General features: G+C 69.7%; 28 protein-coding genes. 11 read left to right on the forward strand and 17 right to left on the reverse strand.

The genetic code is table 11. The annotated features are described in order from the left end of the window. Positions 1-82 precede the first annotated feature (82 nt). Both ABFX50_RS40015 and ABFX50_RS40020 read left to right on the forward strand, forming a co-directional pair. Positions 83-1,066, forward strand: coding sequence for a GlxA family transcriptional regulator (locus ABFX50_RS40015; protein ID WP_346154119.1), 984 nt, complete (start codon positions 83-85; stop codon positions 1,064-1,066). Positions 1,067-1,135: 69 nt separating this feature from the next. Further along, positions 1,136-1,744, forward strand: a complete 609-nt coding sequence (locus tag ABFX50_RS40020) for a cysteine hydrolase family protein (protein ID WP_346154121.1) — start codon at positions 1,136-1,138, stop codon at positions 1,742-1,744. A 58-nt stretch (positions 1,745-1,802) separates the two neighbouring features. On the opposite strand, the gene ABFX50_RS40025 is transcribed toward ABFX50_RS40020, so the two are convergent. After that, positions 1,803-2,579: an alpha/beta fold hydrolase gene (locus tag ABFX50_RS40025; protein ID WP_346154123.1), complete on the reverse strand. Its 777-nt coding sequence runs from the start codon at positions 2,577-2,579 to the stop codon at positions 1,803-1,805. A gap of 57 nt (positions 2,580-2,636) precedes the next feature. On the opposite strand from ABFX50_RS40025, the gene ABFX50_RS40030 reads away from it, so the two are divergent. Next, positions 2,637-3,116: a MarR family winged helix-turn-helix transcriptional regulator gene (locus ABFX50_RS40030; RefSeq protein WP_346154124.1), complete on the forward strand. Its 480-nt coding sequence runs from the start codon at positions 2,637-2,639 to the stop codon at positions 3,114-3,116. Between the two features lie 354 nt (positions 3,117-3,470). On the opposite strand, the gene ABFX50_RS40035 is transcribed toward ABFX50_RS40030, so the two are convergent. Continuing rightward, the gene (locus tag ABFX50_RS40035) at positions 3,471-3,956 is read right to left on the reverse strand and encodes an RICIN domain-containing protein (protein ID WP_346154126.1); all 486 of its coding nucleotides are present in this window, start codon (positions 3,954-3,956) and stop codon (positions 3,471-3,473) included. Positions 3,957-4,113: 157 nt separating this feature from the next. Between ABFX50_RS40035 and ABFX50_RS40040 the strand changes: the two genes are divergently transcribed. Both ABFX50_RS40040 and ABFX50_RS40045 read left to right on the forward strand, forming a co-directional pair. Further along, positions 4,114-4,617 (forward strand): hypothetical protein, encoded by a 504-nt coding sequence (locus tag ABFX50_RS40040; protein WP_346154128.1) that lies wholly within the window; start codon positions 4,114-4,116, stop codon positions 4,615-4,617. A gap of 187 nt (positions 4,618-4,804) precedes the next feature. Further along, on the forward strand, positions 4,805-5,176 hold the full coding sequence (locus ABFX50_RS40045; RefSeq protein WP_346154130.1) for a hypothetical protein: 372 nt from the start codon (positions 4,805-4,807) through the stop codon (positions 5,174-5,176). Positions 5,177-5,533: 357 nt separating this feature from the next. On the opposite strand, the gene ABFX50_RS40050 is transcribed toward ABFX50_RS40045, so the two are convergent. From ABFX50_RS40050 to ABFX50_RS40065, 4 genes are all read right to left on the reverse strand, one after another. Continuing rightward, entirely contained in the window at positions 5,534-5,671 is a 138-nt protein-coding gene (locus tag ABFX50_RS40050; protein WP_346154132.1) for a hypothetical protein, read from the reverse strand. A 24-nt stretch (positions 5,672-5,695) separates the two neighbouring features. Continuing rightward, the gene (locus ABFX50_RS40055) at positions 5,696-6,148 is read right to left on the reverse strand and encodes an Rv1352/Rv1906c domain-containing protein (protein WP_346154134.1); all 453 of its coding nucleotides are present in this window, start codon (positions 6,146-6,148) and stop codon (positions 5,696-5,698) included. Between the two features lie 75 nt (positions 6,149-6,223). Further along, positions 6,224-6,691, reverse strand: a complete 468-nt coding sequence (locus ABFX50_RS40060; protein WP_346154136.1) for a Clp protease N-terminal domain-containing protein — start codon at positions 6,689-6,691, stop codon at positions 6,224-6,226. A gap of 6 nt (positions 6,692-6,697) precedes the next feature. Then, positions 6,698-6,901, reverse strand: a complete 204-nt coding sequence (locus ABFX50_RS40065) for a helix-turn-helix domain-containing protein (protein ID WP_183641979.1) — start codon at positions 6,899-6,901, stop codon at positions 6,698-6,700. A 51-nt stretch (positions 6,902-6,952) separates the two neighbouring features. Between ABFX50_RS40065 and ABFX50_RS40070 the strand changes: the two genes are divergently transcribed. Both ABFX50_RS40070 and ABFX50_RS40075 read left to right on the forward strand, forming a co-directional pair. Next, positions 6,953-8,374 (forward strand): FAD-dependent monooxygenase, encoded by a 1,422-nt coding sequence (locus ABFX50_RS40070; RefSeq protein WP_346154138.1) that lies wholly within the window; start codon positions 6,953-6,955, stop codon positions 8,372-8,374. Continuing rightward, positions 8,371-8,658, forward strand: a complete 288-nt coding sequence (locus ABFX50_RS40075) for a hypothetical protein (protein WP_183641985.1) — start codon at positions 8,371-8,373, stop codon at positions 8,656-8,658. Before ABFX50_RS40070 ends, ABFX50_RS40075 begins: the two co-directional genes overlap by 4 nt. Positions 8,659-8,701: 43 nt before the next feature. On the opposite strand, the gene ABFX50_RS40080 is transcribed toward ABFX50_RS40075, so the two are convergent. Both ABFX50_RS40080 and ABFX50_RS40085 read right to left on the reverse strand, forming a co-directional pair. Next, positions 8,702-9,187: a Clp protease N-terminal domain-containing protein gene (locus ABFX50_RS40080; protein ID WP_346154140.1), complete on the reverse strand. Its 486-nt coding sequence runs from the start codon at positions 9,185-9,187 to the stop codon at positions 8,702-8,704. Beyond that, complete coding sequence (locus ABFX50_RS40085) at positions 9,184-9,420, reverse strand: hypothetical protein (protein WP_346119917.1); 237 nt, start codon at positions 9,418-9,420, stop codon at positions 9,184-9,186. The genes ABFX50_RS40080 and ABFX50_RS40085 overlap by 4 nt, the downstream gene beginning before the upstream one ends. A gap of 119 nt (positions 9,421-9,539) precedes the next feature. On the opposite strand from ABFX50_RS40085, the gene lnt reads away from it, so the two are divergent. After that, a complete protein-coding gene (gene lnt, locus ABFX50_RS40090; RefSeq protein WP_346154142.1) occupies positions 9,540-11,063 on the forward strand; it encodes an apolipoprotein N-acyltransferase in 1,524 nt (507 codons plus the stop codon). A 254-nt stretch (positions 11,064-11,317) separates the two neighbouring features. On the opposite strand, the gene ABFX50_RS40095 is transcribed toward lnt, so the two are convergent. Next, on the reverse strand, positions 11,318-12,325 hold the full coding sequence (locus ABFX50_RS40095; RefSeq protein WP_346154143.1) for a sigma-70 family RNA polymerase sigma factor: 1,008 nt from the start codon (positions 12,323-12,325) through the stop codon (positions 11,318-11,320). A 107-nt stretch (positions 12,326-12,432) separates the two neighbouring features. Next, positions 12,433-12,738, reverse strand: coding sequence for a hypothetical protein (locus ABFX50_RS40100; protein ID WP_346154145.1), 306 nt, complete (start codon positions 12,736-12,738; stop codon positions 12,433-12,435). A 218-nt stretch (positions 12,739-12,956) separates the two neighbouring features. Here ABFX50_RS40100 and ABFX50_RS40105 point away from each other — a divergent pair, with 218 nt between their 5' ends. Further along, on the forward strand, positions 12,957-14,183 hold the full coding sequence (locus ABFX50_RS40105) for an MFS transporter (protein ID WP_346154147.1): 1,227 nt from the start codon (positions 12,957-12,959) through the stop codon (positions 14,181-14,183). 134 nt (positions 14,184-14,317) lie between these two features. Here ABFX50_RS40105 and ABFX50_RS40110 read toward each other — a convergent pair whose 3' ends face one another. The 3 genes from ABFX50_RS40110 to ABFX50_RS40120 all read right to left on the reverse strand — a co-directional run bounded on the left by ABFX50_RS40110 (position 14,318) and on the right by ABFX50_RS40120 (position 17,670). Further along, positions 14,318-15,283 carry a hypothetical protein gene (locus ABFX50_RS40110; RefSeq protein ID WP_346154149.1) on the reverse strand — a complete coding sequence of 322 codons (966 nt, stop codon included), beginning with the start codon at positions 15,281-15,283 and terminating at the stop codon, positions 14,318-14,320. Between the two features lie 214 nt (positions 15,284-15,497). Continuing rightward, positions 15,498-16,217: a MerR family transcriptional regulator gene (locus ABFX50_RS40115; RefSeq protein ID WP_346154151.1), complete on the reverse strand. Its 720-nt coding sequence runs from the start codon at positions 16,215-16,217 to the stop codon at positions 15,498-15,500. Between the two features lie 28 nt (positions 16,218-16,245). Next, positions 16,246-17,670, reverse strand: a complete 1,425-nt coding sequence (locus ABFX50_RS40120) for a serine hydrolase domain-containing protein (RefSeq protein WP_346154153.1) — start codon at positions 17,668-17,670, stop codon at positions 16,246-16,248. A 445-nt stretch (positions 17,671-18,115) separates the two neighbouring features. Between ABFX50_RS40120 and ABFX50_RS40125 the strand changes: the two genes are divergently transcribed. After that, the gene (locus tag ABFX50_RS40125) at positions 18,116-19,126 is read left to right on the forward strand and encodes a phosphotransferase family protein (RefSeq protein ID WP_346154155.1); all 1,011 of its coding nucleotides are present in this window, start codon (positions 18,116-18,118) and stop codon (positions 19,124-19,126) included. 241 nt (positions 19,127-19,367) lie between these two features. On the opposite strand, the gene ABFX50_RS40130 is transcribed toward ABFX50_RS40125, so the two are convergent. Next, complete coding sequence (locus tag ABFX50_RS40130; RefSeq protein WP_346154211.1) at positions 19,368-21,059, reverse strand: glycoside hydrolase family 35 protein; 1,692 nt, start codon at positions 21,057-21,059, stop codon at positions 19,368-19,370. Between the two features lie 226 nt (positions 21,060-21,285). Then, positions 21,286-21,612 (reverse strand): hypothetical protein, encoded by a 327-nt coding sequence (locus tag ABFX50_RS40135; protein WP_346154157.1) that lies wholly within the window; start codon positions 21,610-21,612, stop codon positions 21,286-21,288. 331 nt (positions 21,613-21,943) lie between these two features. Between ABFX50_RS40135 and ABFX50_RS40140 the strand changes: the two genes are divergently transcribed. Continuing rightward, positions 21,944-22,270 carry a hypothetical protein gene (locus ABFX50_RS40140; protein WP_346154159.1) on the forward strand — a complete coding sequence of 109 codons (327 nt, stop codon included), beginning with the start codon at positions 21,944-21,946 and terminating at the stop codon, positions 22,268-22,270. A gap of 204 nt (positions 22,271-22,474) precedes the next feature. On the opposite strand, the gene ABFX50_RS40145 is transcribed toward ABFX50_RS40140, so the two are convergent. After that, positions 22,475-22,855 carry a hypothetical protein gene (locus ABFX50_RS40145; protein WP_346154160.1) on the reverse strand — a complete coding sequence of 127 codons (381 nt, stop codon included), beginning with the start codon at positions 22,853-22,855 and terminating at the stop codon, positions 22,475-22,477. Then, positions 22,852-23,439, reverse strand: coding sequence for a TetR/AcrR family transcriptional regulator (locus tag ABFX50_RS40150; RefSeq protein ID WP_346154162.1), 588 nt, complete (start codon positions 23,437-23,439; stop codon positions 22,852-22,854). The genes ABFX50_RS40145 and ABFX50_RS40150 overlap by 4 nt, the downstream gene beginning before the upstream one ends. Positions 23,440-23,639 lie beyond the last annotated feature (200 nt).

The raw sequence follows: 23,639 nt of genomic DNA on the forward strand, positions 1-23,639 counted from the left end.
TTTCAGGTAGCGAGGGAACATGTCCGTATGTGACAGATAACTGTCGTTGCGGTCATCCCGAGGGGTCGGTGACAATCGGGTCATGTCCACCGCGCACCGCGTCGTCATCGCGCTCTTCCCGAACGTCGACCTGCTCGACGTCACCGGTCCGGCCGAGGTGTTCGCCCTGGCCAACCGGATCGGTGGCCGCGCCCTGTACGACGTGCGGCTCGCCGGACCCCAGGGCGGCCCCGTCACCACGGCCGCCGGGGTCCGGCTGCTCCCCGACGTGCGGTTCGACGAGGTGGGCGACCAGGTGGACACCCTGCTGGTCCCCGGCGCCGTGGACGTCACCCCCGACGGGCCGCGCGCGCTGGCGGACTCGGAGGTGGTGGCGTGGGTGCGGCGGACCGCTCCCGCCGCGCGCCGCGTGGCGTCGGTGTGCGTCGGCGCGCACATCCTCGCCGAGGCAGGACTGCTGGACGGCCTGACCGCCACCACGCACTGGTCCACCGCCGCGCAACTGGCCGCCGACCACCCGAACGTCACGGTCGATCCCGACCCGATCTTCGTGCGGTCCAGCGGCAGGGTCTGGACGGGCGCGGGCATCAGCGCCTGCCTGGACCTGACGCTGGCGCTGGTGGCCGAGGACCATGGGGAGGAGGCGGCTCTGGCGGTGGCCCGCGAACTGGTCATGTACCTCAAACGCCAGGGCGGACAGAGCCAGTTCAGCGTCCCCCTGACCCATGCCGCCTTGAATCGTCGCGACATCGACGACCTGCGCCTGTGGATCGCCGAGCATCTCGCCGAGGAGCTCACCACCACTGAGCTGGCGGCTCGGATGGGGCTGAGCCAACGCCAGTTCACCCGGGTGTTCCGGCAGCAGACCGGCACCACCCCTGCCGCCTACATCGAGTCCGCCCGCGTGGAGATCGCGCGACGACTGCTGGAGAGCACCGACCTGCCGCTGCCGCAGGTGGCGGCCGACAGCGGACTCGGCTCGGTGGAGACCCTGCACCGCGCGTTCCGCCGCCGCCTGGGCACCGGCCCAGGCTCCTACCGCCGCCGTTTCCACACGGTGGCCTGACCCTTCACCCGCTCGCCGTCCGCCCGACGGCGGCGCGAGCATGCCCGAAAGATCGAAAGGAAACCCGCCATGAGCACCATCGCCTCGCCCACCCTCCGCCAGGTCGTCGGCCTGCCCACCGGCCCTGCGCGCCTGGCCGACTCCACGCTGGTCCTGATCGACTACCAGAACACCTACCGCACCGGCGTCATGGCCCTGCCCGACGCCGAGCGGGCCCTCGCGGCCGGATCCCACCTGCTGGAACGCGCCCGCGCCGCCGGAGCCCACGTCATCCACGTCGTCAACGACGGCGGTCCCGGCACCCCCTACGACGTCCGGGCCGAGATCGGGGCCATCAGCCCGCAGGTCGCACCGCGCGACGGCGAACCGGTGGTGGTCAAGACGTTCCCCGACGCCTTCCACCAGACCGACCTGCAGCAGGTCCTGAAGGACCTCAACGCCGGACCCGACCTGGTCCTGGCGGGGTTCATGACGCACATGTGCGTCACCTTCACCGCACAGGGAGCGTTCAACCTGGGCTACCACCCCACCGTCGTCGCCGACGCCTGCGCCACCCGCCCGCTCTCCGGCCCCGACGGCGCGCCGCTGTCCGCCGACACCCTGCACGCCGCCGCCCTGACCACGATCGGTGACCTGTTCGGCCTGGTGGTGCCCACCGCCGACGTCCTGCCCGTCTGACAGGCTCTGGTGGCGGGCGTGGGGGAGGGCGCGGCGTATCCAGGACCTGTCGGGGGTGTCACACGGTGCGCAGGAAGTCTTCGAGGATCTCGTTGTAGACGTCCGGGCGCTCCATGTTGGGGTAGTGGGCGGTCCCGTCGATCGAGACCGCGCGGCCGTCGGCGACGGTGCGGGTGAGGCGCTCGGCCATGCCGATGTGATCGGACGAGTCGATGGCGCCGTTGATGGCCAGCACGGGAACGTCGATCGTGGCGACGCGTTCCCAGGTGTCGCTCACCGGGACAAGCAGGTTGGGCTCGTCCTTGGTGTGCTTGGACATGGTGTCCCTGGCCATCCGGCGCTGGAGTTCGACGAAGGCGGGGTCGAGGTCGTCGAGGGTGCGCTGTGGGCCCGCGGCGAAGCGGGTGAACGCCTCGACGGAGGCGTCCAGGTCGCCGGCGGCCATCGCCGCGTGCCAGGTGGTCCACACCTGGTTGGTCCAGGGGTCGGTGAAGTACGGCGCGCTGGTCCCTGCGCCGGTGACGACCACGGCACTGACCAGTTCCGGGTGCTCCAGCGCGGTGTCGACCGCGGTGCTCGCACCCATGGAGACACCCACGAGGACGGCGGGGCCGGTGTCCAGGTGGGTCAGCAGCGCGGCGAGGTCGTCGGTGAGCCGGTACGGCTCGGCGGCGTTGGCGGACCGGCCGTGGCCGCGGGCGTCGGGCGCGATGACGCGGTATCGGGAGGCGAAGTGCGGAATCTGGTCGTCCCACATGTGGTGGTCGAGGAAGCCGCCGTGCAGCAGGACAAGGGGGCGGCCGGTGCCGGTGTCGAGCCAGAACAGATCATTCATGACAACTAAGGTGTCATCATAGGCCGGAAATGACAACCCAGATGTCATCATGGTGAAATGAGCGAGAGCGAGACAGAACGTGGCCCGGAGGCCGAGGAGCTGACCGACCGGCTCGTCGAGGTGTTCGACCTGGTGGGGCCGCTGTACCGGCGCGCCCAGCGCAAGGTGGAACAGGACGCGCCCATCGAGGGACTGTCGGTCGGGGTGCGGGCCGTGCTCAACATGCTCCGCGAGCACGGGCCCATGACCGTCCCCCAGATGGGCAGGGCACAGGCGTTGAGCCGCCAGTTCGTGCAGCGCATGATCAACGACGCGGCCGCGCGACACCTGGTGGAGTTCGTTCCCAACCCTGCGCACAAGAGGTCCTCGCTCATCCGGTTGACCGATCAGGGCCGAGCCGCGATCACCGCCGTCATCGATCGCGAGCGCGCGGTGCTGGGCCAGCTCGGCGGCGACCTGAGTGACGCCGAGGTCGCCGTCTGCATCCGCGTGCTCTCACGTCTCCTTCGATTCCTCGACAACGTCGACGTGGATTGAGACCAGGCCGCGCACTCCGGTGGCGGCCATGTGACGGCCGTCCAGCGCCTCCCGGCAGGCCCTGTTGAACGCCGAGGAGGCCTACGCCGGTCTGCTCGCGGTCAGTCCCATCTGTCAACGCTTGGGACAGAAGACCGCTTCGGCGGCCATCGCCAGGAGCGCTGCCCTTGAGCGGACACCGCGGTCGGCCCGCTCGGCAGCCCTGGCGGCTGCTGGCCGCCTCCGCCTGCGGACGGCTGCGACGCACTTCTCGGCGCCCCAGGATCTGCCCGCAGCGGCGGGCCCTTCCGCTATGACGGCGGTGCTATCCGGCAGTTACGTTCGTGCCTCTGTCCTGGCGTACCCGGCCGGGACTCAGACGTTCCTTCGGGTCCATTTCGCCGCCGACAGGGGGGTGACGGAACCGCTGGTCGTGAACACGCCCGTGCTGTTTCTCTTGTCGTACAGCGTCCAGTGGACGCCTGAACTCGTGACACACACGATTCGGCCGTCTGAGTAGCTGTCCCAGTTCTGTTTCCACCAGGTGGCGTCGCACGTGCCGGTCTCGACGCCATTCTGCATGTAGTTGATGAGACAGAGCCCTGTCGCACGATTCTTGTAGAGCTTTTGCCTGGTGGTCTGCCCGTCGACGAAACGCCACTGCTGGTAGTGCCCGCCGTTGCAGCGCATGGTGTAGACCGAGCCGTTGAGGTTGCTGTCCAGGCAGAGGCCAGAGTCCTGGTTCTTGAGGGTGAAGTAGGTCGCCGCGGAGGCATCCGCCTGCGATGGTGTCACCATCGCTGCTGTCAGCGCGGCTGCCGCGGCTATCGCCAGAGCGGTGCGTCCCAGGGTCGGTCTCATTCTCATGTCTTCTCCGGTCTCGCTCGTGGCCGCCGAACCGGGATGGGCAGCCCTCACGGACACTAGGGACCGGGCGTTGGGCGCATGTTTGGTCTCTCGCTCGGCTTGACGGCAAGCCTGACGGAGTCACCGGGTGGGCGTGAAGGACACTGCTGTCATGAACGCGCATGAGATGGCTGCGGCGCCGGAGCGGGTGGAGTACGCGGGCGCCGTGTACGGCTCGCTGCTGGCGGCCTCCGTGGTCGTCGGCTCCACCGCGGAGGGCGGACCGCCCTCGGCCGGGGAGCTCATCGTCCTGCTGATCTGCACGGGGGTGGTGTTCTGGCTCACCCACGTCTACGCCCAGGTGGTGAGTCACGGATATCCCGCCAAACCCCTGAGCTGGCGTACCGTGCGCACGGTCGCCCAGCACGAATGGCCGCTGGCCCAGGCGTCGTTCCCGCCGGCCATGGCGGCCGCCTTCGCCTCCGGACTGGGCATGTCCGACGTGGTCTCGGCCTGGGTGGCGTTGTGTGTCGCGGTGGCCGGCCAGATGGCCTGGGCCGTCACCGCCGCGGTCAGGATCCACGCCTCCATGCGGGTCGTCATCGTCTCCGGCGTCGCCAACCTCGTCCTCGGCCTGGCCCTCGTCGCGCTCAAGACGGTGATCGCCGGCCACTGAGCTCCCGGCGATCGGTCAGGCGCCGGGTGGGAGGAACGGCACGTCGGGTTCCTGCGGCAGCGCGCTGCAGTCGTCGGAAACGGTGCACGTTGCGACGTGATGCCCGTTTGTGGAGATCTGATGGAGGTTCGCTGCCTTTTCTGTGATCCTCGGGATCTTGGCCGCGGCATGTCCCTACGCTCGTGGCGTGGACATCGTCATCAGGCTCGTCCGGCGGGGGATACCGCCTCTGGCCGTCCTGGTCGCCGACATGCTGCTCATAGTGCTGGCAGGCCGGATCGTGGTGGGCGCGCACCTGCGGGGCAAGCTGTGCGACGGGGCAAGCGTGTGGTGCGCAGGCGGGGATCCGACCCCCGCCGAATGGGTCGCCGAGATGGACTTCCGAACAGTGGTGACCTTCTGGTCGTTCGGGGGCGTGGCCGTGATCATGCTGGCGAGTGCCGTGTGGGCGTGGCGCCGCCGCTTCAGAGTCTTGGCCGCGGTCCAGTTCCTCGCCCTGGTCGTGCCTCTCCTCGCCATCACTGTCCGAGCCCTGGACCCCTATCCCTCGCTCCACTGAGGATCTGAACGCGGAACAGGCTCTTGAAGAGGCAAGGGCAGGTGCAGCCGGCCGGCTGATGTTGCGCACGATACGAGGCCCGGATCAGGTCGCTGTTCAACCGGGCGACATTCGCCCCGACGCGGCGACTCGAAGACATACGAGCCGCACCCGCCGCTTTTCCTATGCTGCGTCAGAACTGCGCCGCTGCCACACCCACGCTGACGAGCGTGTACATGCCTCCGGTGAGTCACCACTCGCGGCCCCGCCTCCGCGAATCCGGACGTACCTCAGGCTCGCCGGCCCGTTCCGGCGGAGGCTCAGCGCTCATGCCCAGCCCCTACCCCGGCAAGGTGACCGACAAGGCCTACCGCAGGTCTACAGATCCTCACATTCCAGCAGCAGGCAGTTCCGCGCCGCCCCGACCCGAAACGCACCGCGACGAACCGCCACCGCAGGCCAGTGCAACTGTTCGCGCTCGGCACGCAACGTCGCCAGTCTGATCATGCTGTTCATGTCGACGCGCAGTGGGGTGAGGCGTCACTCGGGGGAGCCCGCCGGGCCCACCCACTCGGCGCACCCGCCGGTCACGAAGCCCTTGTCCGTGGCCAGGATGGTGACCGTCACCGAGCCCCAGGACTTACCGGAGTCGATCACGTCACCGGTCCTGCCCGACAGTCCGCGCAGCCTGGCCCAGGTGCACTCGAGGTTGGGGTTCCCACGCGGCGCCCGTCCCTGGGAGGTGTACGTGCCCGGCTCGATGTCCACACCGACCACGAGCGTGTGCGGCAGCAAGGGATCGACCCCCTGCCTCCAGGGCACGGTCTTGAGCGGGTTGGGCTGCTCGTCGGCGGGCGCGGCGATCGGCTCCTTCACGTCCGTCACCGATTCCGTCTCGAGAGAGACGACGGTGAGCACACCCAACGTGACGATCAGCGCGGCGAGCAGCAGGATGGCTGACGGACCGAACGGCGGCCGGGGCCTCGGGGTCATGGATCAAGGGTGCCATGCGAAAGGCCTGCCTCCTGCGCGAGGCCCGCGACCTGCTGCCCTGGGGGCCATGCGTGGTCAGGCGGCCAGTCGCGTGCGGACGGTCGTCCGGTCGACGCCCAGTTCGTCGATGAGCTCGGCGACCGGATCGGGGCGGGCCTGCGCGAGCAGGGCCAGTAGCAGCTGGCTGGGTCCCTCCGTGTCGCGGTCGCGCCTCCTGGTGGACTTGACGGCCTGGTTGATCGCCGCCCTCGCACTCGTCGTCAGCGCGGTGCCGGGCACCGGGGGGTGCTTGCGCGGCCTGCTCTGCGGCGCCTGCCCGACGTCGATGCCGATCGCCCGCAGCGCCGCGCCGTCGAGCGCGTCCAGCGCCGCCCGGGCGTCCGCCACGCCCACGCCGAGCGCCCTCGCCGGGGGCCCTGCCGGGTCGCGCAGCAGGCCCAGGAGTAGGTGCTCGGTGCCCAGACGTCGGTCACCGCGCTGCCTTGCCTCGTCCATCGCCGCTTTTATCGCCACCGCGAACGGGCTCTTCTCACTGCCGAACATGCGTCCTCACTTCCCGTACTTGGCGTGCACCGACTGGCGGGACATGCCGAGGGCGTCGCCGATCTGCTCCCACGTCCAGCCCTGCTCCCTGGCGAGCGCGACCGACACGGCCTCGACCTGCTCGGCCAGCCGGTGCAGGGCGCCCACCGCCCGAAGGCCTACCGCGGGGTCGTTCGACTTGATGCGTTCCGAAAGGTCTCCCAGCTCCACGTCGTCAGGCTAGCTTGACAGCGCGAATTCTGTCAATCTAGCCTGACAGGCATGGACGAGGTTGTGATCGTAGGAGCGGGCCCGGTGGGCCTGATGCTGGCGTGCGAGCTGGGTCTGGCCGGCGTGCGCCCGATCGTGCTGGAGAAGCGGCCTGAGCAGGGCGACCTGCCGAAGGCCAACGGGCTGGGCGGGCAGATCGTCCAGTTCATGGACTACCGCGGGCTGCTGGAGCGGTTGAGCGAGGGCAGCTCGTTCGCCGGTCGCCCGCCGGGGTTCCCCTTCGGTTCCGTGCCGTTGAGCTTCGCGGGGCTGGACGACCCTCCGCTGCGGGTCGTGCTGATCCAGCAGCCGCGGCTTGAGCGGCTGCTGGCCGAACGCGCCGTCGAGCTGGGCGCCGAGATCAGGCGGGGACGCGAACTGCTGGGCCTGTCGCAGGACGAGGAGGGTGTCACGCTCGACCTGTCCGGCGAGCGGCTGCGGGCGAGGTACGTGGTCGGCTGCGACGGCGCCCGCAGCCTGGTGCGCGAGCAGGCCGGGATCTCCTTTCCCGGCACCACCGACGACGAGGTGCTGCGGCTCGGCCACTTCACGACGCCCGACCTCAAGGGGCCGTTCGAGCAGTACGAGCACCTGGGCCTGCGGCAGGGCTGGAACCGCACCCCGCGAGGGCGCCTGCTGGTCACCTCGTTGCAGCCGGGCGTGCACATCGTGGGCGTGCGCGAACGCGGTCAGGAGCCGGAGGGACCCGTGACCCTGGCCGACTTCGAGGCGGCGGTGCACCGCGTACTGGGCTCCGGACTCCCGCTCGGCGAGCCGGTCTGGCTGTCGAGTACCGTCTCGCAGGCCCGTCTCGCCTCCCGTTACCGCGAAGGCAGGGTGTTCCTGGCAGGGGACGCCGCGCACCTGTTCCCCGCGGGGGGCTCGGCGCTCAACGTCGGCCTGACCGACGCCGCCAACCTCGGCTGGAAGCTGGCGGCCGTGCTCGCCGGGCGCATGCCGTACGACCTTCTCGACACCTACGACGCCGAGCGCCGGCTCGCCGGCGCGCACACTCTCGCCCACACCCGCGCCCAGGCGGCGCTGGAAGGCCTGACGGGGGAGAACGGTGACGCGCTGCGCGAGCTGCTCACCGAGCTGTTCGCCTACGAGGGGCCCGCGCGGCACCTCGGGCAGCTGCTCCAGGGCTCCGACATCCGGTACGGCGCAGCAGCCGGCCATGCCCTCGTCGGCCGCTTCGCCCCCGACCTGCCCCTGACCACCGCGGCGGGACCCACCAGGGTGGCCGAGCTGATGCGCGGCGGCAGGCCGGTCCTCCTCGACCTGGGCGGCGGGGGACTGAAGGGCGCCGGCTGGGTCGATGTGGTCCGCGCCCACACGGACGACCCGCCCGCCGACGCGCTGCTGATCCGCCCCGACGGCTACATCGCCTGGGCGGGCGCAGGCGACCTTCCCGAGGTCTGGCTCGCTTCGTGAGCGGACGGCCGCGCATCGACTTCTTCGTCGCGACGGCTGATCGGCTGGAACGTACGCTGGAGCCTGTGGAGACAGGTCGCTGTTACGCGTGCAAGCGGGAGTTCAGCTTCGATCCGGGGGAGGTCGTGACGTTCCTGGTCGATCCGGCGACCGGCCTGCCGCCGGGCTTCTCCGCTCTGGGCTCCTTCCGTCCGGCCACGCCGGAGGCCGTTGCCCGGTCGGGCGACCTGCCCGTCTGCCCGGACTGCGTGGAGAGGGCGAAGCGATTCCAGCCTGGTTCCTGACCGGCGCCCACATGCCCTGGCCAGAGGGCCGGCGAGTGCCGGCTTACTCGGTGCCGTCGTCGGCGATGGCGTTCTGGACCCGGGTCAGCAGGTCGGTACGGTCGACGCCGGCCAGGGCCAGGGCCCTCGGCACCGTGCCGACCTCGGCCTGCAGGATTCCGAGCAGCACATGCGCCGGTCGCAAATCCTTCTTGCGGGGGCCGGCGGCGAAGCCGCGCTCAAGGGCGAGCTTGGCCGTCGCGCCCATGGTGGGCGGGCGGTTGATCGGGGTGCTCGACAGGGAGAGGCCGAAGGAGGCGCGCGACACCCCGACCGCGCTCAGGCTGTGGTCGAACTCCCGGTCGAGAGCGGCGAGGACAGCCTGGTGGTCGAGGCCGGCGGAGGCCAGGAGGCGCTGCGGCGCGGTGCCCTCCTGCGCCGCGACGGCCAGCAGGAGGTGCTGCGCCTCGACCGTGGGCGATCCGTGCCTCTGCGCCTCGACCGCCCCCTCCGTGATGATCGTATGGAGATAGGTGTCGAACATGTTCATGGTGAACGTCTCCTCAGCTTGACACCTGCGGCGATGAGCCGCTTGGCGTGCTTCCTGTGGACCGCTTGGCGGGTCACGCCGAGCGCCTCGGCGACCTGCGGCCAGCTCCACTCCGCGCGCATCGCCTGCTCGACGGCGGCGTCCTCCAGTTGGTCGGCCAGTCGGCGCAGCGCCACCACGGCCGCCAGCGCGTCGGCGGGGTCCTGAGGGGCGGGGATGTCAGTCGCGGACATACAAGCAACACTAGTTGACTAGTTATGATCTAGTCAACATAGGTTGCTTGGAAGGGGTGGCCTCTGGTCTGCACGGCGGCAGGCGTGGTGACGTGCGCCGGGTGGGGTAGCGGGACGATGTGTCGACCGCGTCCGTAACCGTCACGGCCGAGCGCGTCGGCGTGGCGCGCCGCTGGGGCCCGCGCCTGCTTGCCGCCCTGACCGGCGCCTGCCTGGCCCTGGCCTTTCCCGCGGTGAACGTCTGGTGGTGGGCGTGGTTCGGCCTCGTGCCGTTCCTGCTCCTGGCGGCAGGCGCGGGGACGTTCCGCGAGGCGGGGTGGCGGAGCTGGTGGGCGTCGGCGGGCTTCTTCGGGACGCTGCACCACTGGGTGCTGCCGTTCCTGGGGGTGTTCTGGCCGCTGGCGGTGCTGGTCATCGGGCTGGTGTGGGTGCCGTTCGGGCTGGTCGCGTACGGCTTGCTGCGGCGCGTCACGCCGGCCAGAGCGGCGGTGGCGCTGCTGGTGCTGCCCTCGGTGTGGGTGGCCGTCGAGGCGCTGCGTTCGTGGCAGCACCTCGGCGGGGCGTGGGGGCTGCTCGGGTCGAGCCAGTGGCAGGTGCGGCCGGTGCTGGGGCTGGCCGCGCTCGGCGGGGTGTGGCTGCTCAGCTTCACGCTGGTCGCCGTCAACACCGGGCTCGCGATCGCCATGCTCCGGGGCGCGAGCCCGCGCGCCAGGCTGGCCGGCGGGGGGGCCGCCGTGGCGCTGGCGGCGCTGCCCGCGTGCTCCGGGCTGGTACGGCCTGAGCCCGTCGTGACCGGTGTCATGCGCGTGGCGGGCGTGCAGCCTGGCCCGGTGCCAGGCCCGGACCGGCGCGTGGCCGCGCACCTGCGCCTGACCGGCGAGCTCGCCGGCCGTGATCCCGACGTGGTGGTCTGGGGCCAGAGCAGCGTCGGCCTCGACCCCGCCCGGCGTCCTGACGTGGACCGCCTGCTGCGCAGGGCAGCCGCCGAGGTGGGCGCCGACCTGCTGGTGAACGTGGACGCCGCCGATTCCTCCGGCAGGATTGCCAAGTCGGCCTACCAGTACACGCCGAACGGGGTCGTGGACACCTACGTCAAGCAGCGCCTGGCCCCGTTCGGCGAGTACATCCCGCTGCGCCCGGTGCTCGGGTGGATCGCGGGGCATACCGAGGCGGCGGAGAAGGACCGGATCACCGGTGCGGGGCTGACCGTGTTCGAGGTGGCAGGCCGCCGCGTGGGGCCGCTGATCTCGTACGAGTCGACCTTTCCCGACCTGCGGCGCGGCCTGGCCCGCAGGGGCGTGGACGTGACGATCACCCAGGGTTCGCTCACGACGTTCCACGGGAGCTGGGCGCACGCGCAACAGGCGAGTTTCGAGGCGCTGCGGGCGGTCGAGTCGGGCCGGCCCGCGGTGCTGGTCGAGCTGGACGGCACGTCCGCGGCGTTCGACGCGCGCGGCCGGCGGCTGGCCTGGTTCCCGCCCGACTATCGTGGCGCGTTCGTGGTGAACGTGCCGCTGTCCGCCGAGGAGACGCCGTACGTGCGGCTGGGCGACTGGGTGCCCGCCCTGGCGGGCGGGATCGCGCTCGGCGCCGGGGCCGCGGCGGCCGTCCTGCGGATCCACCGGCGACGCGCCAGGCGGTAGGCGTCACTTCAGGCGTTCGGCCACGAGCAGTTCGGCAGTGCCCAGCACGAACGTTCCAAAGAACAGCGTGGCCAGGGCGAGATTCGTCCTGCCCTGGCTCAGCGCGGCTTGCCGGGTACCCATGTGTACCTTCCTTGTCGTGTGACCGAAGTCCGCGACCGGCGCCGCAGCGCCCGGCTCGCCGGTCCATCCGCCTACGGGCGGGTGGGTCCCGCGGCCCGGGTTCCTGCGGTGTCTCTCTACCGTGTGGTCGGTCAGGAGCCTGGTGGGTGGTCCGGCAGGCCGAACACGGCGAACAGGCCGGGGTCGTGGAACATGGTGATCCGCGTGATCCCTGCGGCGGTGAGAGTGAGCACCAGGATGGCGTGGGCATGGTGCCGCCCGTCCTCTTGGCGTAGGTACACCCCGAAAGCGGGCTGCCCGTTGGCCGAGGTGGGGATCATGCGCATGGCGCCGGGGGTGCGCAGCCGGGTGGCGAGGAACCGTCCGACGTGCTCGCGGCCGGCGAACCAGGTCGGGATCGGCGGCATCTCGAAGATCGCGTCCTCGGTCAGCAACCGCATCAGCGCGGCGATGTCGGCGTCTTCGAAGGCGGTGGCGTACTGGTCGACCAGCGCGCGCTGCCGAGGGTCGGTGGGCTCCACGATCTCCTCCTCGGCGGGGTTCGCCCGGGCGAGCTGAGCCCGGGCGCGCTGGAGCGAACTGTTGACGGAGGCCGTCGTGGAACCGAGCAGTTCGGCGACCTCGGACGCTCGCCACGCGAGGACATCACGCAGCAGCAGCACGGCGCGCTGTCTCGGTGGCAGATGCTGCAAGGCGGCGATGAAGGCCAGCCGCATGGTGTGCCGAGATTCCACAATGGCGGCCGGATCGGCCGGTGCGGAGCCGAACAACGTGTCGGGGATGGGCTGCAGCCACGGTGTCTCGGGCCGCCGCGGATCCAGCGGGCCCTCCGGGTCGTCGCTGGGGGCGCCCAGTCCGGACGGCAGCGGGCGCCGGGCTCCGCGCTCCAGCGCCTTGAGACACGCCCTGGTCGCGATCTTGTACAGCCAGGTGCGCAGCGACGACCGTCCCTCGAAGTTCCCGTAGCCGCGCCAGGCCAGCAGATAGGTCTCCTGGACCAGGTCCTCGGCCTCGTGGACCGAGCCGAGCATCCGGTAGCAGTGCGCCAGCAGCTCCCGCCTGAACGGTTGGGTGAGCCTGCCGAAATCCTCTTCGCCCGGGCTCGCTGTCGCCACCCGTGGCGGGCCGGCTGATGACACTGCTGCTCCTCTCATCGCCTGCGGACGCCCCCGTCGTGTCGGTCGTCCCCATCATGGGCGGCCGCTCACAAGCGCGCCACGCGCCCATGAGCGGCCGGTCGCGGACCTCAGTCAGCGAGGAGGCGGTACGAGCCGACCAGGGTGGCGTCGGACCGGTCCAGGGGAGCGACCAGCCGCTCGCCGATCCCTTTCTGGAACTCCTCGAACGCGGCCGACTCCGTCAGCGGGTTCGTCTCGCCCTCGACGATCCCGACATGGACGAAGCTCACGCCGTCGGCCAGCCGGAAAGTCGCGTAACGCAGGCCGTCAGGGCGGTCCTCGTTCAGCTGGGCGAACACCTGCCGCACCAGGCGCTGGTTCTCCTCGGCCGCCTCGGCCCCCGTCTCGTAACGGACCACGAACATCCTGCTCATTGGCTTCTTCTCCCGTGTCCACCTGCTACGGCATCTGCCGCAATACCTGTATGGATCCGGGAGGTGGCGAAAACTCATCGTGAGAGGTGGCCGGCCCTCGCAAGGGCGACTCGGGGAAAGGGCGGCAACTCGCCCGACCAGGGGGCCGAGGTAAACGAACTCGGGAGACGCGAAAACGTGTTGCCGCAGCTCGCTCCGAAACGTATGGTCTTGCGCTCGTGATCACAGTGGTGGAGAGGGTCCTGCCTGCCCGGCTGGGAACAGGATTCCGATGGTTGCTGGCCTCGAGCTGGCTGACGAATCTCGGTGACGGGGTCGCGGCCGCCGCGGGCCCGCTGCTGATCGCGACGTTGACCCGCGATCCGTTGATGATCTCGCTGTCGGCCCTGGTGAGCTGGGCGCCGCCGCTGCTGTTCAGCCTGTACGCCGGCGTGCTGTCGGATCGGCACAACCGGCGCAATATCGTGCTCGTCGCGAACGCGGCGCGGGCTCTGGTGCTGGCGGCGCTCGTCGTGCTCATGGTGACCGGCACGGTGACCGTGGTGACGGCGCTGGTGGCGCTCACGCTCAGGTCCATCGCCGAGGTGTTCGCCGACAACGCGACGGCCACGCTGACGCCCATGATGGTCAGCAAGGACGATCTGGTCATCGCCAACGCCCGCCTGGGCACGGGGTTCATCACGCTCAATCAGCTCGCCGGGCCGCCGATCGGCGCGGCGCTGTTCGGCCTGGGCTTCACCTGGCCGTTCGCGGGCCAGCTACTCCTGGTGATGGCGGGGATCGTCCTGGTCTCCCGGATCACGTTGCCACCGCACGGCCGACAGAGCGACGATCCCAGACCTGACACCGTACGGGAACTGATCGCCGGGTTCAGCTGGACCATCCGGCACGCGGCGGTCCGCACGCTGGCGCTCACGATCCTGATCTTCAACTTCACGTTCGGCGCGGCCTGGTCGGTTCTCGTCCTCTACACCCAGGAGCAGCTCGGCCTCGGCGCCATCGGCTTCGGCCTGATGACCACCATCGGCGGGATCGGCGGACTGATCGGCACCGGCCTGTACGGGGCCATCACCCGCAAGGTGAGCCTCGGCGCCCTGATGCGGATCGGGCTCATCATCGAAACGTTCACCCACCTGGGTCTGGCCCTGACCCATTCGCCGTGGGTGGCCGGGGGCATCTTCCTGGTCTTCGGCGCGCACGCGTTCATCTGGGGCACGACCTCGGTCACCGTCCGCCAGCGCGCGGTCCCGCGCGAGCTGCAGGGCAGGGTGGGCAGCGTCAACGCCATCTGCGTCTACGCCGGTCTGGTGGTCGGCTCGCTGATCGGCGGAGTTCTGGCCACCCGCTTCGGTGTCGCGGCGCCGTTCTGGTTCGCCTTCGCCGGCTCCGCGGTGTTCGTGGTACTGGTGTGGCGGCAGCTCATGCACATCGCCCACGACGACTGAGCCGCCACTTTCCGGTTCGATGGTTCCTCGTTCCGCTGCAGGTCTACGCGGGGAGCCCTGAGCATGTGGTCGGCGATGTCCGCGGAGCTGCGGATCCCAACGGAAGCCACGCTTTCGCGACACGCGGCCGCGGATCACTGTCCACCGGGGGTCGCCAGCCTTCGCAGGTCTGCTTCAGTCGCGTGCCGCGCCTGAAGGACGGCGCGGCGGAGCACCTCCCGCGGCACCGCGTCAGACGCACCGCCGGAGACCAGGACTCCGCCGTCCTGGCGCAGATACTGATGCAGCCCGCAGGGGCACCCCCACTTCGGCTTCGGAATCTTGCCGGTGAGATACCACAGCCCTGGCCCCTCCCGAAGACAGGCGGGTTCTTCGTCCCGGCCGAAGGCGACCGCGAGAGTCTGCCCGCCACAGGCGCTCAGCGTCCCGCGCGTGGCGGCCAGTGAGATCGTGCGCTCCTGCCATACCTTCACGCCGGTCGTGTCGACCGGCTCGAACGACGCCACGATCCAGGAGCTGTCACGCCCGGCCTCTCTGTGGCCCGGGATGTCGATCATGTAGATCAGGTCCCGCACCGGCGCGACACGTTCGGCGAGCGCGGTGGCCTCCCGCTCGGCGCGGCCCTTCTGAACCAGGAACACCCCGCCGATGACCAGCACCCCGCTCAGGACGAGCGAGATCAGCCCGGTCCAGCGCACCATCAAGACCCCTGCCACCAGCGCGTACGGCAGGCCGCCGAGTATCCCCGGCCAGTTCTGCGGCATGGACGCGGAAGGCTGGGCGAGAACCCAGAGACCGGCCCACCATCCGGCGCTTCCCGCAAGGCAGACGGTGATCGACCACAGGAGTCTGCGCCCTCTCGCAACGGTCATGGGCGAGGCGGCTGGGGTCAGGCTGCCCACCACGTAGAGTCCAAGGATCATCGCGGCGGCGGGGATCAGCATCACGGCGTAGTTGCCGCTCAGCGCGGCGATCAACAGAGCGCCGTAGACGAACGGTGTCACCACCAGGCCGATCAGCCAGACACTGCCGATCTGGGCGACCGTCGGGATCCAGCGGAGCCGTGACCTGGACGCGCTCGTGCGTGCTGAAGGGATCATTCAGACCAATGTAGGCCAACTGCCACGTGGAACGCCGATGGGCACGATCGCTGCAGCCGCTGGACGATGTGGGCCGATAACCCAAGGGACCTGACGAAGCCGGACTGCTGCCATCGGAAGATCCTTCCCGTCGAATCATCACGCTCGGCTGGTCAGCCGCGACCATGTCCACCGGCGATCAGACACTCCCCACCGAGCGGCACACCATGGCGGCTCAGCCGGTCACGAGTTGGGCCAGGCGGTCCCAAGCCGGGGATGAGGCACCGGGCTGGGACTGCGCGGCCAACCGGGCGATGGCCGGGTTCTGGACGGGGCGGGTCTCGGATCGGCTGTGGTGATTGGTGAACCAGTTCCGGGTACGGTCGGCGAGGCCGAGGAGGCGGGGATCGTCAGGCGACCAGTCGTAGGCGGCGTCGTGGTCGAGGTAGAGGGCGCGGAACTCGGGATCGGTCATGAGCTCGCGTTTCTCGGCGATCCACAGGGAGGTGTCCTCGGGTGAGGCTGTCTGCAGGAGGATCCAGCCGTCGCGTTCCAGGTGGACCTGGCGCTCGCTGACGCCGAGGTCGCGCAGGTCGTCGAGATAGTCGGCGACCTCGGGGGAGACGAAGAGCCGGTCGCCGCCGCGCAGCTGGGCGAGCTGGTCGCGGGTTCGTCCCAGCCGCGCGATGCGGTCCTCAAGATCCTGATCGATCTCGGCGATGGCGGACGTGAGCGTCTCCGGGTCGGCGTCGAGAAGGTCCCTGATGCGGGCCAGGGGCACGCCCGCATGGGCCAGGGTCCTGATCTTGACGAGGGTGATGGCGTCTTCGGCGGTGTAGCGCCGGTAGCCGGAGGAGTCGCGGTCGGGCTCGGTGAGCAGACCGCGCTCGTGATAGTGGCGGATGGCCTTGATGGTCACTCCGGCGTAGTCCGCGAGCTGGCCAATCGTGAGCATGCTCGACATCCTTCCACCAACGGCAGGGTCAGGCTCGGCGGGTCAGGCGGCCACCGCCGTTGCGGAAGCGGGCCTGGCCGTCACGGACGTCGTGGAAGGAGAGCAGCAGCAGCCGCAGGTATCCGTCGAACGCCTCCAGCGGGTAGCCGGCGGGCGCGAAGAGGCCCGGCCGGATCGGCACGTAGCGCTGCGGCGGGGCGGAGGTCACGCCGCCGGCGAACTCGGTGAAGATCCGCTCCTGAGACTCGTCCGCCGGCTCGTAGGTCATCCGCTCCTCGAGCTGGCCGTCGACGATGCTGACGTCGATGCGGAGCTGGTTGGAACGGTAGGTGCCCACGTAGGGGGCGAGATCGACGTCCTGCTCCATGTCGGTGACCAGCTTGGGGATCTGGACGCCGAGGTGCTCGCTCAGGAGCCACTGCAGGATCTGGTCCTGCAGCATGATCGCCCCCGGGTTGTTGCCGTAGGCGGCGAGGACCAGGTCGTGCTCGGGGAGCACGCACAGGAGCGAGACCCCGCCGGGCGAGGCGCCCGACATGGCCAGCACGGTCGTGTCGCCGAACGGGTACAGCACCCAGCCAAGGCCGATCGGTGGGGTGTTGGGACTGCCCATGTCGTAGGAGACCTGCTGCATCAGGGCGGTCGACTCGGCCGACAGAACGCGCGTGCCGGAAGGGGACACGCCCCCCGCGAGGTGGGTGCGCCCGAAGGCGAGCAGATCGGCGATGGTGCCGATCGGCGTGCCGCCCGCCGGGCCCCAGGTGTCGGGCAGCGTGAACATGGTCGTGGGCTTGGGCGCCATGGTCTCGAGGTCGAGGAAGTGGCCGACCGCCGTGCTGCGCAGGATGGCCTGCTCGGCGGAGGTGCCGGAGTCCTTCATGCCGACCGGGGCGTAGATCTCGCGCGCCAGCAGGTCGTGGAAGGGCAGGCCGGTCACCACTTCCAGCAGGCGGCCAGCGACGATCATGCCGCCGTTGGAGTAGCTGAGCTGCTCGCCGGGCTCGAACAGGCTGCCGCAGCCGCTCGCCAGACCCTTGACGTAGGCCTTCAGGGCGTCGCGGCCCTTGTCGTCGGGGAAGTACAGGTCCGCGTCGATGCCGTTGGTGTGCCCGATCAGGTGCCGGACCAGGATCTTGTCCGCCGCACCCGGCACGGCCAGCGCGAAGTCGGGAAGGTACTTCACGACCGGCGAGTCGAGGTCCAGCGACCCGCGGTCGACCTGCTGGAGGACCAGGGTGGTGGTCAATACCTTGGTGACGGAGCCGAACAGGAATCCGGTGACCTGCAGCATCGGGGCGCCGGTGGCGAGGTTCGCGGTGCCGTGGGCGACGATGATCTGCTCGCCGGCGTGGTAGACACCGGTGACGAACCCGGGGACGTTGTTGGACTCGCAGTGGGCGGCGGCCTGCTCGCGGATCTGTGCTTCGACGGTGTGCAGTGCGTTGTTGCTCATGCAGAGCATCCTCGGACCTTGACCTAGGGGCAAGGTCAAGCCGGGAAGACGAGAATCGGTGAGCTGGTTCGGCCGTCAATGCGAACGCTGAGGACGGCACCTCCTGACCGACGACCAGTCCGTCATGGAGACCGGCCGGGCTGTCGAGAGGAGCTGCTCGACGCCACCCCGGTCGGCGGCACCGTCTACCTGGCACAGCAGGCCCTCGTACGCGTCAAGGAGATGCTCGTCGTGCCGCCCGGCCGTACGCTGGCCACGTCGGACTTCTCGGACAGGGCCAACGCGTGCGGTACCGGAAAACACACACCGACATCGGATTCCCTCCTCGTAGGCGCGCAGGCATCGCCTAAGATCGGCCGCTTATGCGGTGATGCGCCCAGGAACCCGATCCTTTGCCCTCTCGGCAGAGAGGGACCGCGCAGCCGAGACGGGGGAGAAGCAGGACGTGGACGAAGCGCGCAGGGTTGTCACGCGTGATCATCTGGAAGGGGTCGCGCGCGCGGCTCTGGGAGCCGAACATCGCCTCACCGGCGTGTCACGGCTCAAGGGCGGCAGCAAGAAAGGCGTGTACCGCCTCACCTTCGACGATGGCTCCACCACGATCGTCTACATCTGGGACGACGCCGAGAACTTCTGGCCCGCCACGCGTGCCGATGACGCCGGGCATCATGCGGATCCGTTCTCACACGCCTCTGGCATCGATCTGTTCCAAGCCGCCAACAGGCGCCTGGCCGCCCTCGGGGTCCGCACGCCCCGAGTGCATCTGGCCGACCGGAGCAGGAGCCACTACCCGGCGGATATCGCAGTGGTCGAGGACGTGCCCGGCGAGAACCTCGAGGCGCTGCTTCGCCGCGAGCCGCACCGCATGGAAGCGACCTTGGCGCGGCTCGCCGAGGCGCTCGACGTCATGCGGCGGCACACAGGACCGGGCTTCGGCAAGGTCGCCCTGATCGACGACGGCGGCATCTCCCGGGGCCGATCATGCGAGCGGGTCGTCCTCGACCGCGCGCTCAACGACCTCGCCGAAGCCGCTTTCCGCGACGCACGGATCGGACGTGTCCGCGACCGTCTGGAGGAGGTGGTGCGCGGACTGGCCGCCGCCGTGCGTCCGCGCTCGGAGTACGGGCTCATCCATGGGGAGCTGGGACCGGACCACGTACTGGTGGACCGGCTGGGGCAGCCGGTCCTCATCGACATCGAGGGCCTGATGTTCTTCGACGTCGAATGGGAGCACGCGTTCCTGCGCATCCGTTTAGGCGAGCACTACCGGCTGCTGAACGGCGGTGGACTCGATGAACAGCGTCTGGCCTTCTACACGCTGGCGATGAGACTTTCACTCGTCTCCGGACCGCTTCGGCTGCTGGATGGAGACTTCCCCGACCGCGACGCGATGAGGGGGATCGCCGAGTACAACCTCCGGCAGGCGCTTGGCTTTCTGATCTCAGACGACCGCTGAACCCCCTGCAATCGATCATCCGGGGGAACCAGGATCCTGAGTCTGCTATTCGGCGCGTGCGTTTCTATGGGCTCGGCTTGGCGAGGCTGTGCATGTGAGCGACAGCATGGAGGAGGGGGCGCTCTCCCGTCCCAGGCCCACGGCCGGAACGCCGGGTCGCCGGTCGAAGCGCCGCTCCCGACGGTGTGCCGGGCACCGTACCGCAGGGTCGGTGCCCGGCCACAGCGTGCCCGTGCCGGTCCTACTCCTCGGTGGGGCCGAGATCGGGCGTCTGCTTGAAGTCGACGGTACGGGCGTGGTGGGAGGCGTGCAGTTCGAGGACGATGATCTCGTTGGCGCCCTCGCGCAGCACGGGGGCGGGGACGTAGAGGGACCGTTGGGGGCCCCGGGACCAGTAGCGGCCGAGTGCGAAGCCGTTGATCCACGCGTTACCCTTCGTCCAGCCGTCGAGATGGAGGAAGGTGTCGGCCGCCTCGGCCACCTCGAACGTGCCGCGGTGGAACGCCGGGCCGATCGTCACGGTCCTGGTGGCGGCGAACGGGAGCCCTTCCAGGGAGGTCAGCGGAAGCGGACGGCTGGTCCACCCGGCGAGCTCCGAGCCGTTGAGGAGGACCTCTCCGAGCAGTCCCTTGCGGTCGTGGATGCCCACCCCGTAGTTGACGCGACCCTGGTTCTCCACGAGCACACTGAGGACGCTGTTCTCGCGCGGCACGGTGAACGCGATGGCATGCTCGTGGTTCTCCCGCTCCAGGACGCCGACGGGCTGTCCGTCCAGGAAAACCTGGGCGCGGTCACGGACGTGCTCCAGTTCGAGCAGGACAGGCCCGGCCGCCGGCAGCGTGGTCTCGTAGAGAACGAAGCCGAAGTCCTGCCGAAGCTCTTCCATCGTCAGCGGATGCCGGGATTCGACGGCCTCGCCGAGCGACTCGGCGTTCTCCAGCAGGCCCGCGCTCTGCGTCAGCGCTACGGCAGGCACGGCGAGCTTGGCCGCGGGTGCGGGGACGGGCTCGTCGGGGACTGTCGCGTACTTGGCGATGACCTTGCGGAAGGCGGTGAACTTCTCGGTGGGGTCACCGGCTTCGTCGAGAGGGGCGTCGTAGTCGTAGGAGGTGACGGTCGGCCGGTAGGTGTGCTTGTCGTTGGCGCCGTTGGTGAACCCGAAGTTCGTGCCGCCGTGGAACATGTAGAGGTTGAGCGAAGCTCCGGTGGCGAGCAGTTCGTCAAGCTCCTGCGCCGCCTGGTCAGCGTCGCGGACCACATGGTGGGAGCCCCAGCGGTCGAACCAGCCGATCCAGAATTCCGTCGACAGCAGCGGGCCGGTGGGCTGGTGGGCGCGCAGCGTGGCGAGGCTCTGGGCCGAGCGGCTGCCGAAGTTCGCCGTGGCGAGAATGCCCGGCAGGGCTCCGCGCGCCAGATCGGCGGGCTGGTCGCAGGTGAAGAGCGGGACGTCGACGCCGCACCGGCGGAGCGAGTGGGCGAGATGCTCGAGGTAGGCGGTGTCGTCGCCGTAGGCTCCGTACTCGTTCTCCACCTGGATGGCGAGGATCGGGCCGCCCCGCGTGGAGAGGTAGGGCTGGAGCGGGGTGAGGAGCCGGGCGAAGTAGTCGTCGACCGCCGAAAGGTAACGGGGGTCGCGGGTGCGCAGCCGGAGGTCGGGTTCGGCCAGGAGCCATGAGGGTAGCCCGCCACCCTCCCATTCGGCGCAGATGTAGGGGCCAGGGCGAAGCAGGACGTGGAGACCCTCGGCGGCGGCGAGGTCGAGATAGGCGGGCAGGTCGAGCTCGTCGTCCATGCGGAACCGGTCCGGCCGGGGTTGGTGGAGGTTCCAGGGGACGTACGTCTCAATGGTGTTGAGGCCCATGAGGCGCGCCTTGCGGAGCCGGTCAGCCCACTGCGCCGGATGGACACGGAAGTAGTGAAGCCCGCCGGACAGGAGCCGGAAGGGTTCACCGTCGAGTCGGAATCCGCCGTCGTCGATCTGAAGAACGGGCATGCGCTGCTGCTCCTGTGCTGAAAGTCCCCGAGGTCGGCGGAGCGCCGTGCCCCATCTGTATGTTTACGTAAACATACAGGCGGAGCAAGCCCTCGTCGATGCACGCTCCCTGCCCGGCTGGGGCTCAGCGTTCCAGACGACCGCCCGCACCTCCCTGGAGTGAGCACTACAGGGAGGTGGACGACGCCTGACGGTCACGCTGTGCGGGCTCCTCGGCCGGTGAGAGCGAGGCTCCCTCCTGGGCGAAGGTGATCACGATGTACCTGCCGTTGGCGTAGCTGGTCACAGGCCGCTGCAGCATCTCGCCCACCCGGCGGGCGACCGCCTGGAACAGCTCCACCATCTCCGGCGTGTCGGCGCTCACCCTGAACCGTCCGCTGCCGAGGAGCTCCTGGGCGACGAGAGTGGAGAAGTTCGCCACGCCCCTGGCCTTCTCCTCCGCGCTGAGAGGGGTGCGCCGGGGCGCGGGCTGCGTGCCGAAAGCGTGGCTCATCGCTGATCTCCTCGTGATCGCCGGCCTCCCAGCATGCCACCCCGCGCCCCCGGCCTGGACCCATGCGGGAGCCACCGGACCTCGCGCGAAGCCGTCAGATCGGGAGCCGCGGCATGCGTCGTCGCATCGTCGCCGCTCTCGCGGCCGTGAAATTCGTTGGACACCGCTCACACCCCACGGCCATCGTTGGCGGCATGGAGCAGGAGGACGAGCGTGTACTCCCCGGGAGCGCCGGCTCGTCTACAACACGATCTCCAACCTGCTCACCCAAGCCGAGCAGGTCGCCTGCTTCCGCAACGCCGCCCGCCACCTCACGCCCGGCGGCCGGTTCGTGATCGAGCTCTGGGTTCCTGAGCTGCGCAGGCTACCGCCGGGTCAGCAGGCCACGGTCTGGCATTGCGAGCCAGGCTACATCGGGCTGGACACCTACGACGTCCTGCGCCACCACGTCGTGTCCCACCATTTCAGGTTCGACGACAGCAGGCAGGCTCGGCTGTTCCGCAGCCCGCACCGCTACATCTGGCCGGCGGAGCTCGACCTCATGGGACAGCTGGCCGGGTTCGAGCTGGAGACCAGGCACGCCGACTGGGCGGGAGCCGACTTCACCGCCGAATCGCGTTCCCACGTGTCGGTCTACCGCCTCCCGCAGGACCACTAAGCGGCTCTGTTGAAACTTGCTGCTGATCCATTGATGCGTGCGCGTTTGACGGTTCAGGGCTTGGTCGACTGCGGTGCCGATCGCTTGGGCCTCATATCCGAACCACAGCCCGCATCACCGAGACCGCTCAGCTTGTGTGCGGGGTGGCTGCCGGCGGCTCGGATCCGCCCCGCGGGCACCGCGGCGGTATCTCTCGGGCTGTCGCTACGCGGCACCCACCGCTGTCAGGACCGCGACCGGCAGGAGAAGAATCCACTGCGGCAGCCTGAGCAGTGGCTTCGGCCAGCCGACCGACAGCGTGACGACCAGGAAAGCGACTGCGTACGCTACGAAGTGCACAGCCACGAACCACGCCATCAGGCCGGTCGCTGACGTATCGTCCGCCAGCGCGAGGTAGACCAAGGCGGCCGCGGAGAGCACCAGATCGACGCTCACCATGTGCCACACGGCATGAAGGACGCGCTTGGGTTCGTCTGCGAGTCCGCAGGACAGCAGCGGGAGCACCACATCCCGGTGCCCGCCGACGATGTGCGCTGCGGCCACACCGAACGCGGTGATGCCCGCTGCGAGAAGCCAGCCGTTCATCGGATCTCGATTCCTTTGGCTATGGCAGCAGCCAGCCAGCCGGCCAGCTGACGGTCGAGGTGTTCGCCGACCAGACCGACGTGGAAGAACACGGCTCCTGCCAGCGTGTCCAGGACCAGATCCACGGGTGTGCCGGCCGCGATCTCCCCGCGCGCCACGGCACGCTCGAAGACGATCAGCAGCCGCTCCTTCGAGGGGGCCAGGAACTGGCTGCGGATGCGCGCCTTCAGCACCGGATCGGCGGCGAAGTCAGCGAGCAGCCCTGGGAGCGCCGCTGCGGCGGCAGGTGCGTGGAACTCCTCGACCAGGCTCCGCAGCAGCGCGGTCAGGTCGCCGGCCAGCGTTCCGGTGTCCGGGGCAGGAACATGGTCGGTGGTCGTGAACACGGCCTCGAAGACCAACTCCGGCTTGCCCCGCCACCTCCGGTACACCGTGTCCTTGCCGACACCGGCACGGGCGGCCACAGCTCCGATCGATGTCGCGGCGTAGCCGACCTCGATCACCAGCTCTGTGGCCGCGCTGATGATCGCCTCGTGCGAGCGGGGATCCCTGGGACGTCCCCTGGAGGACGGAAAGGAGCTCATATCGATTTATCATACGGGTCGACCCGTTTGCTAAGCCACCTAGGTCGGCGTCATGCACACGCGCGATGAGACGAGCCACGGCAGTGGCACCAACCACAACGCGCTTGCTCAAGACCGCTTGGCGTCGTTCGACGCCGGAGCACCGGCGCCCCGTCGCCGGCCAGGCGGGCCCCGTGATCCGTGCCGTGCCCGCGGCGGCG

Origin of the sequence: Nonomuraea recticatena, from assembly GCF_039533245.1 — a bacterium.
Lineage (GTDB): Bacteria > Actinomycetota > Actinomycetes > Streptosporangiales > Streptosporangiaceae > Nonomuraea > Nonomuraea roseola.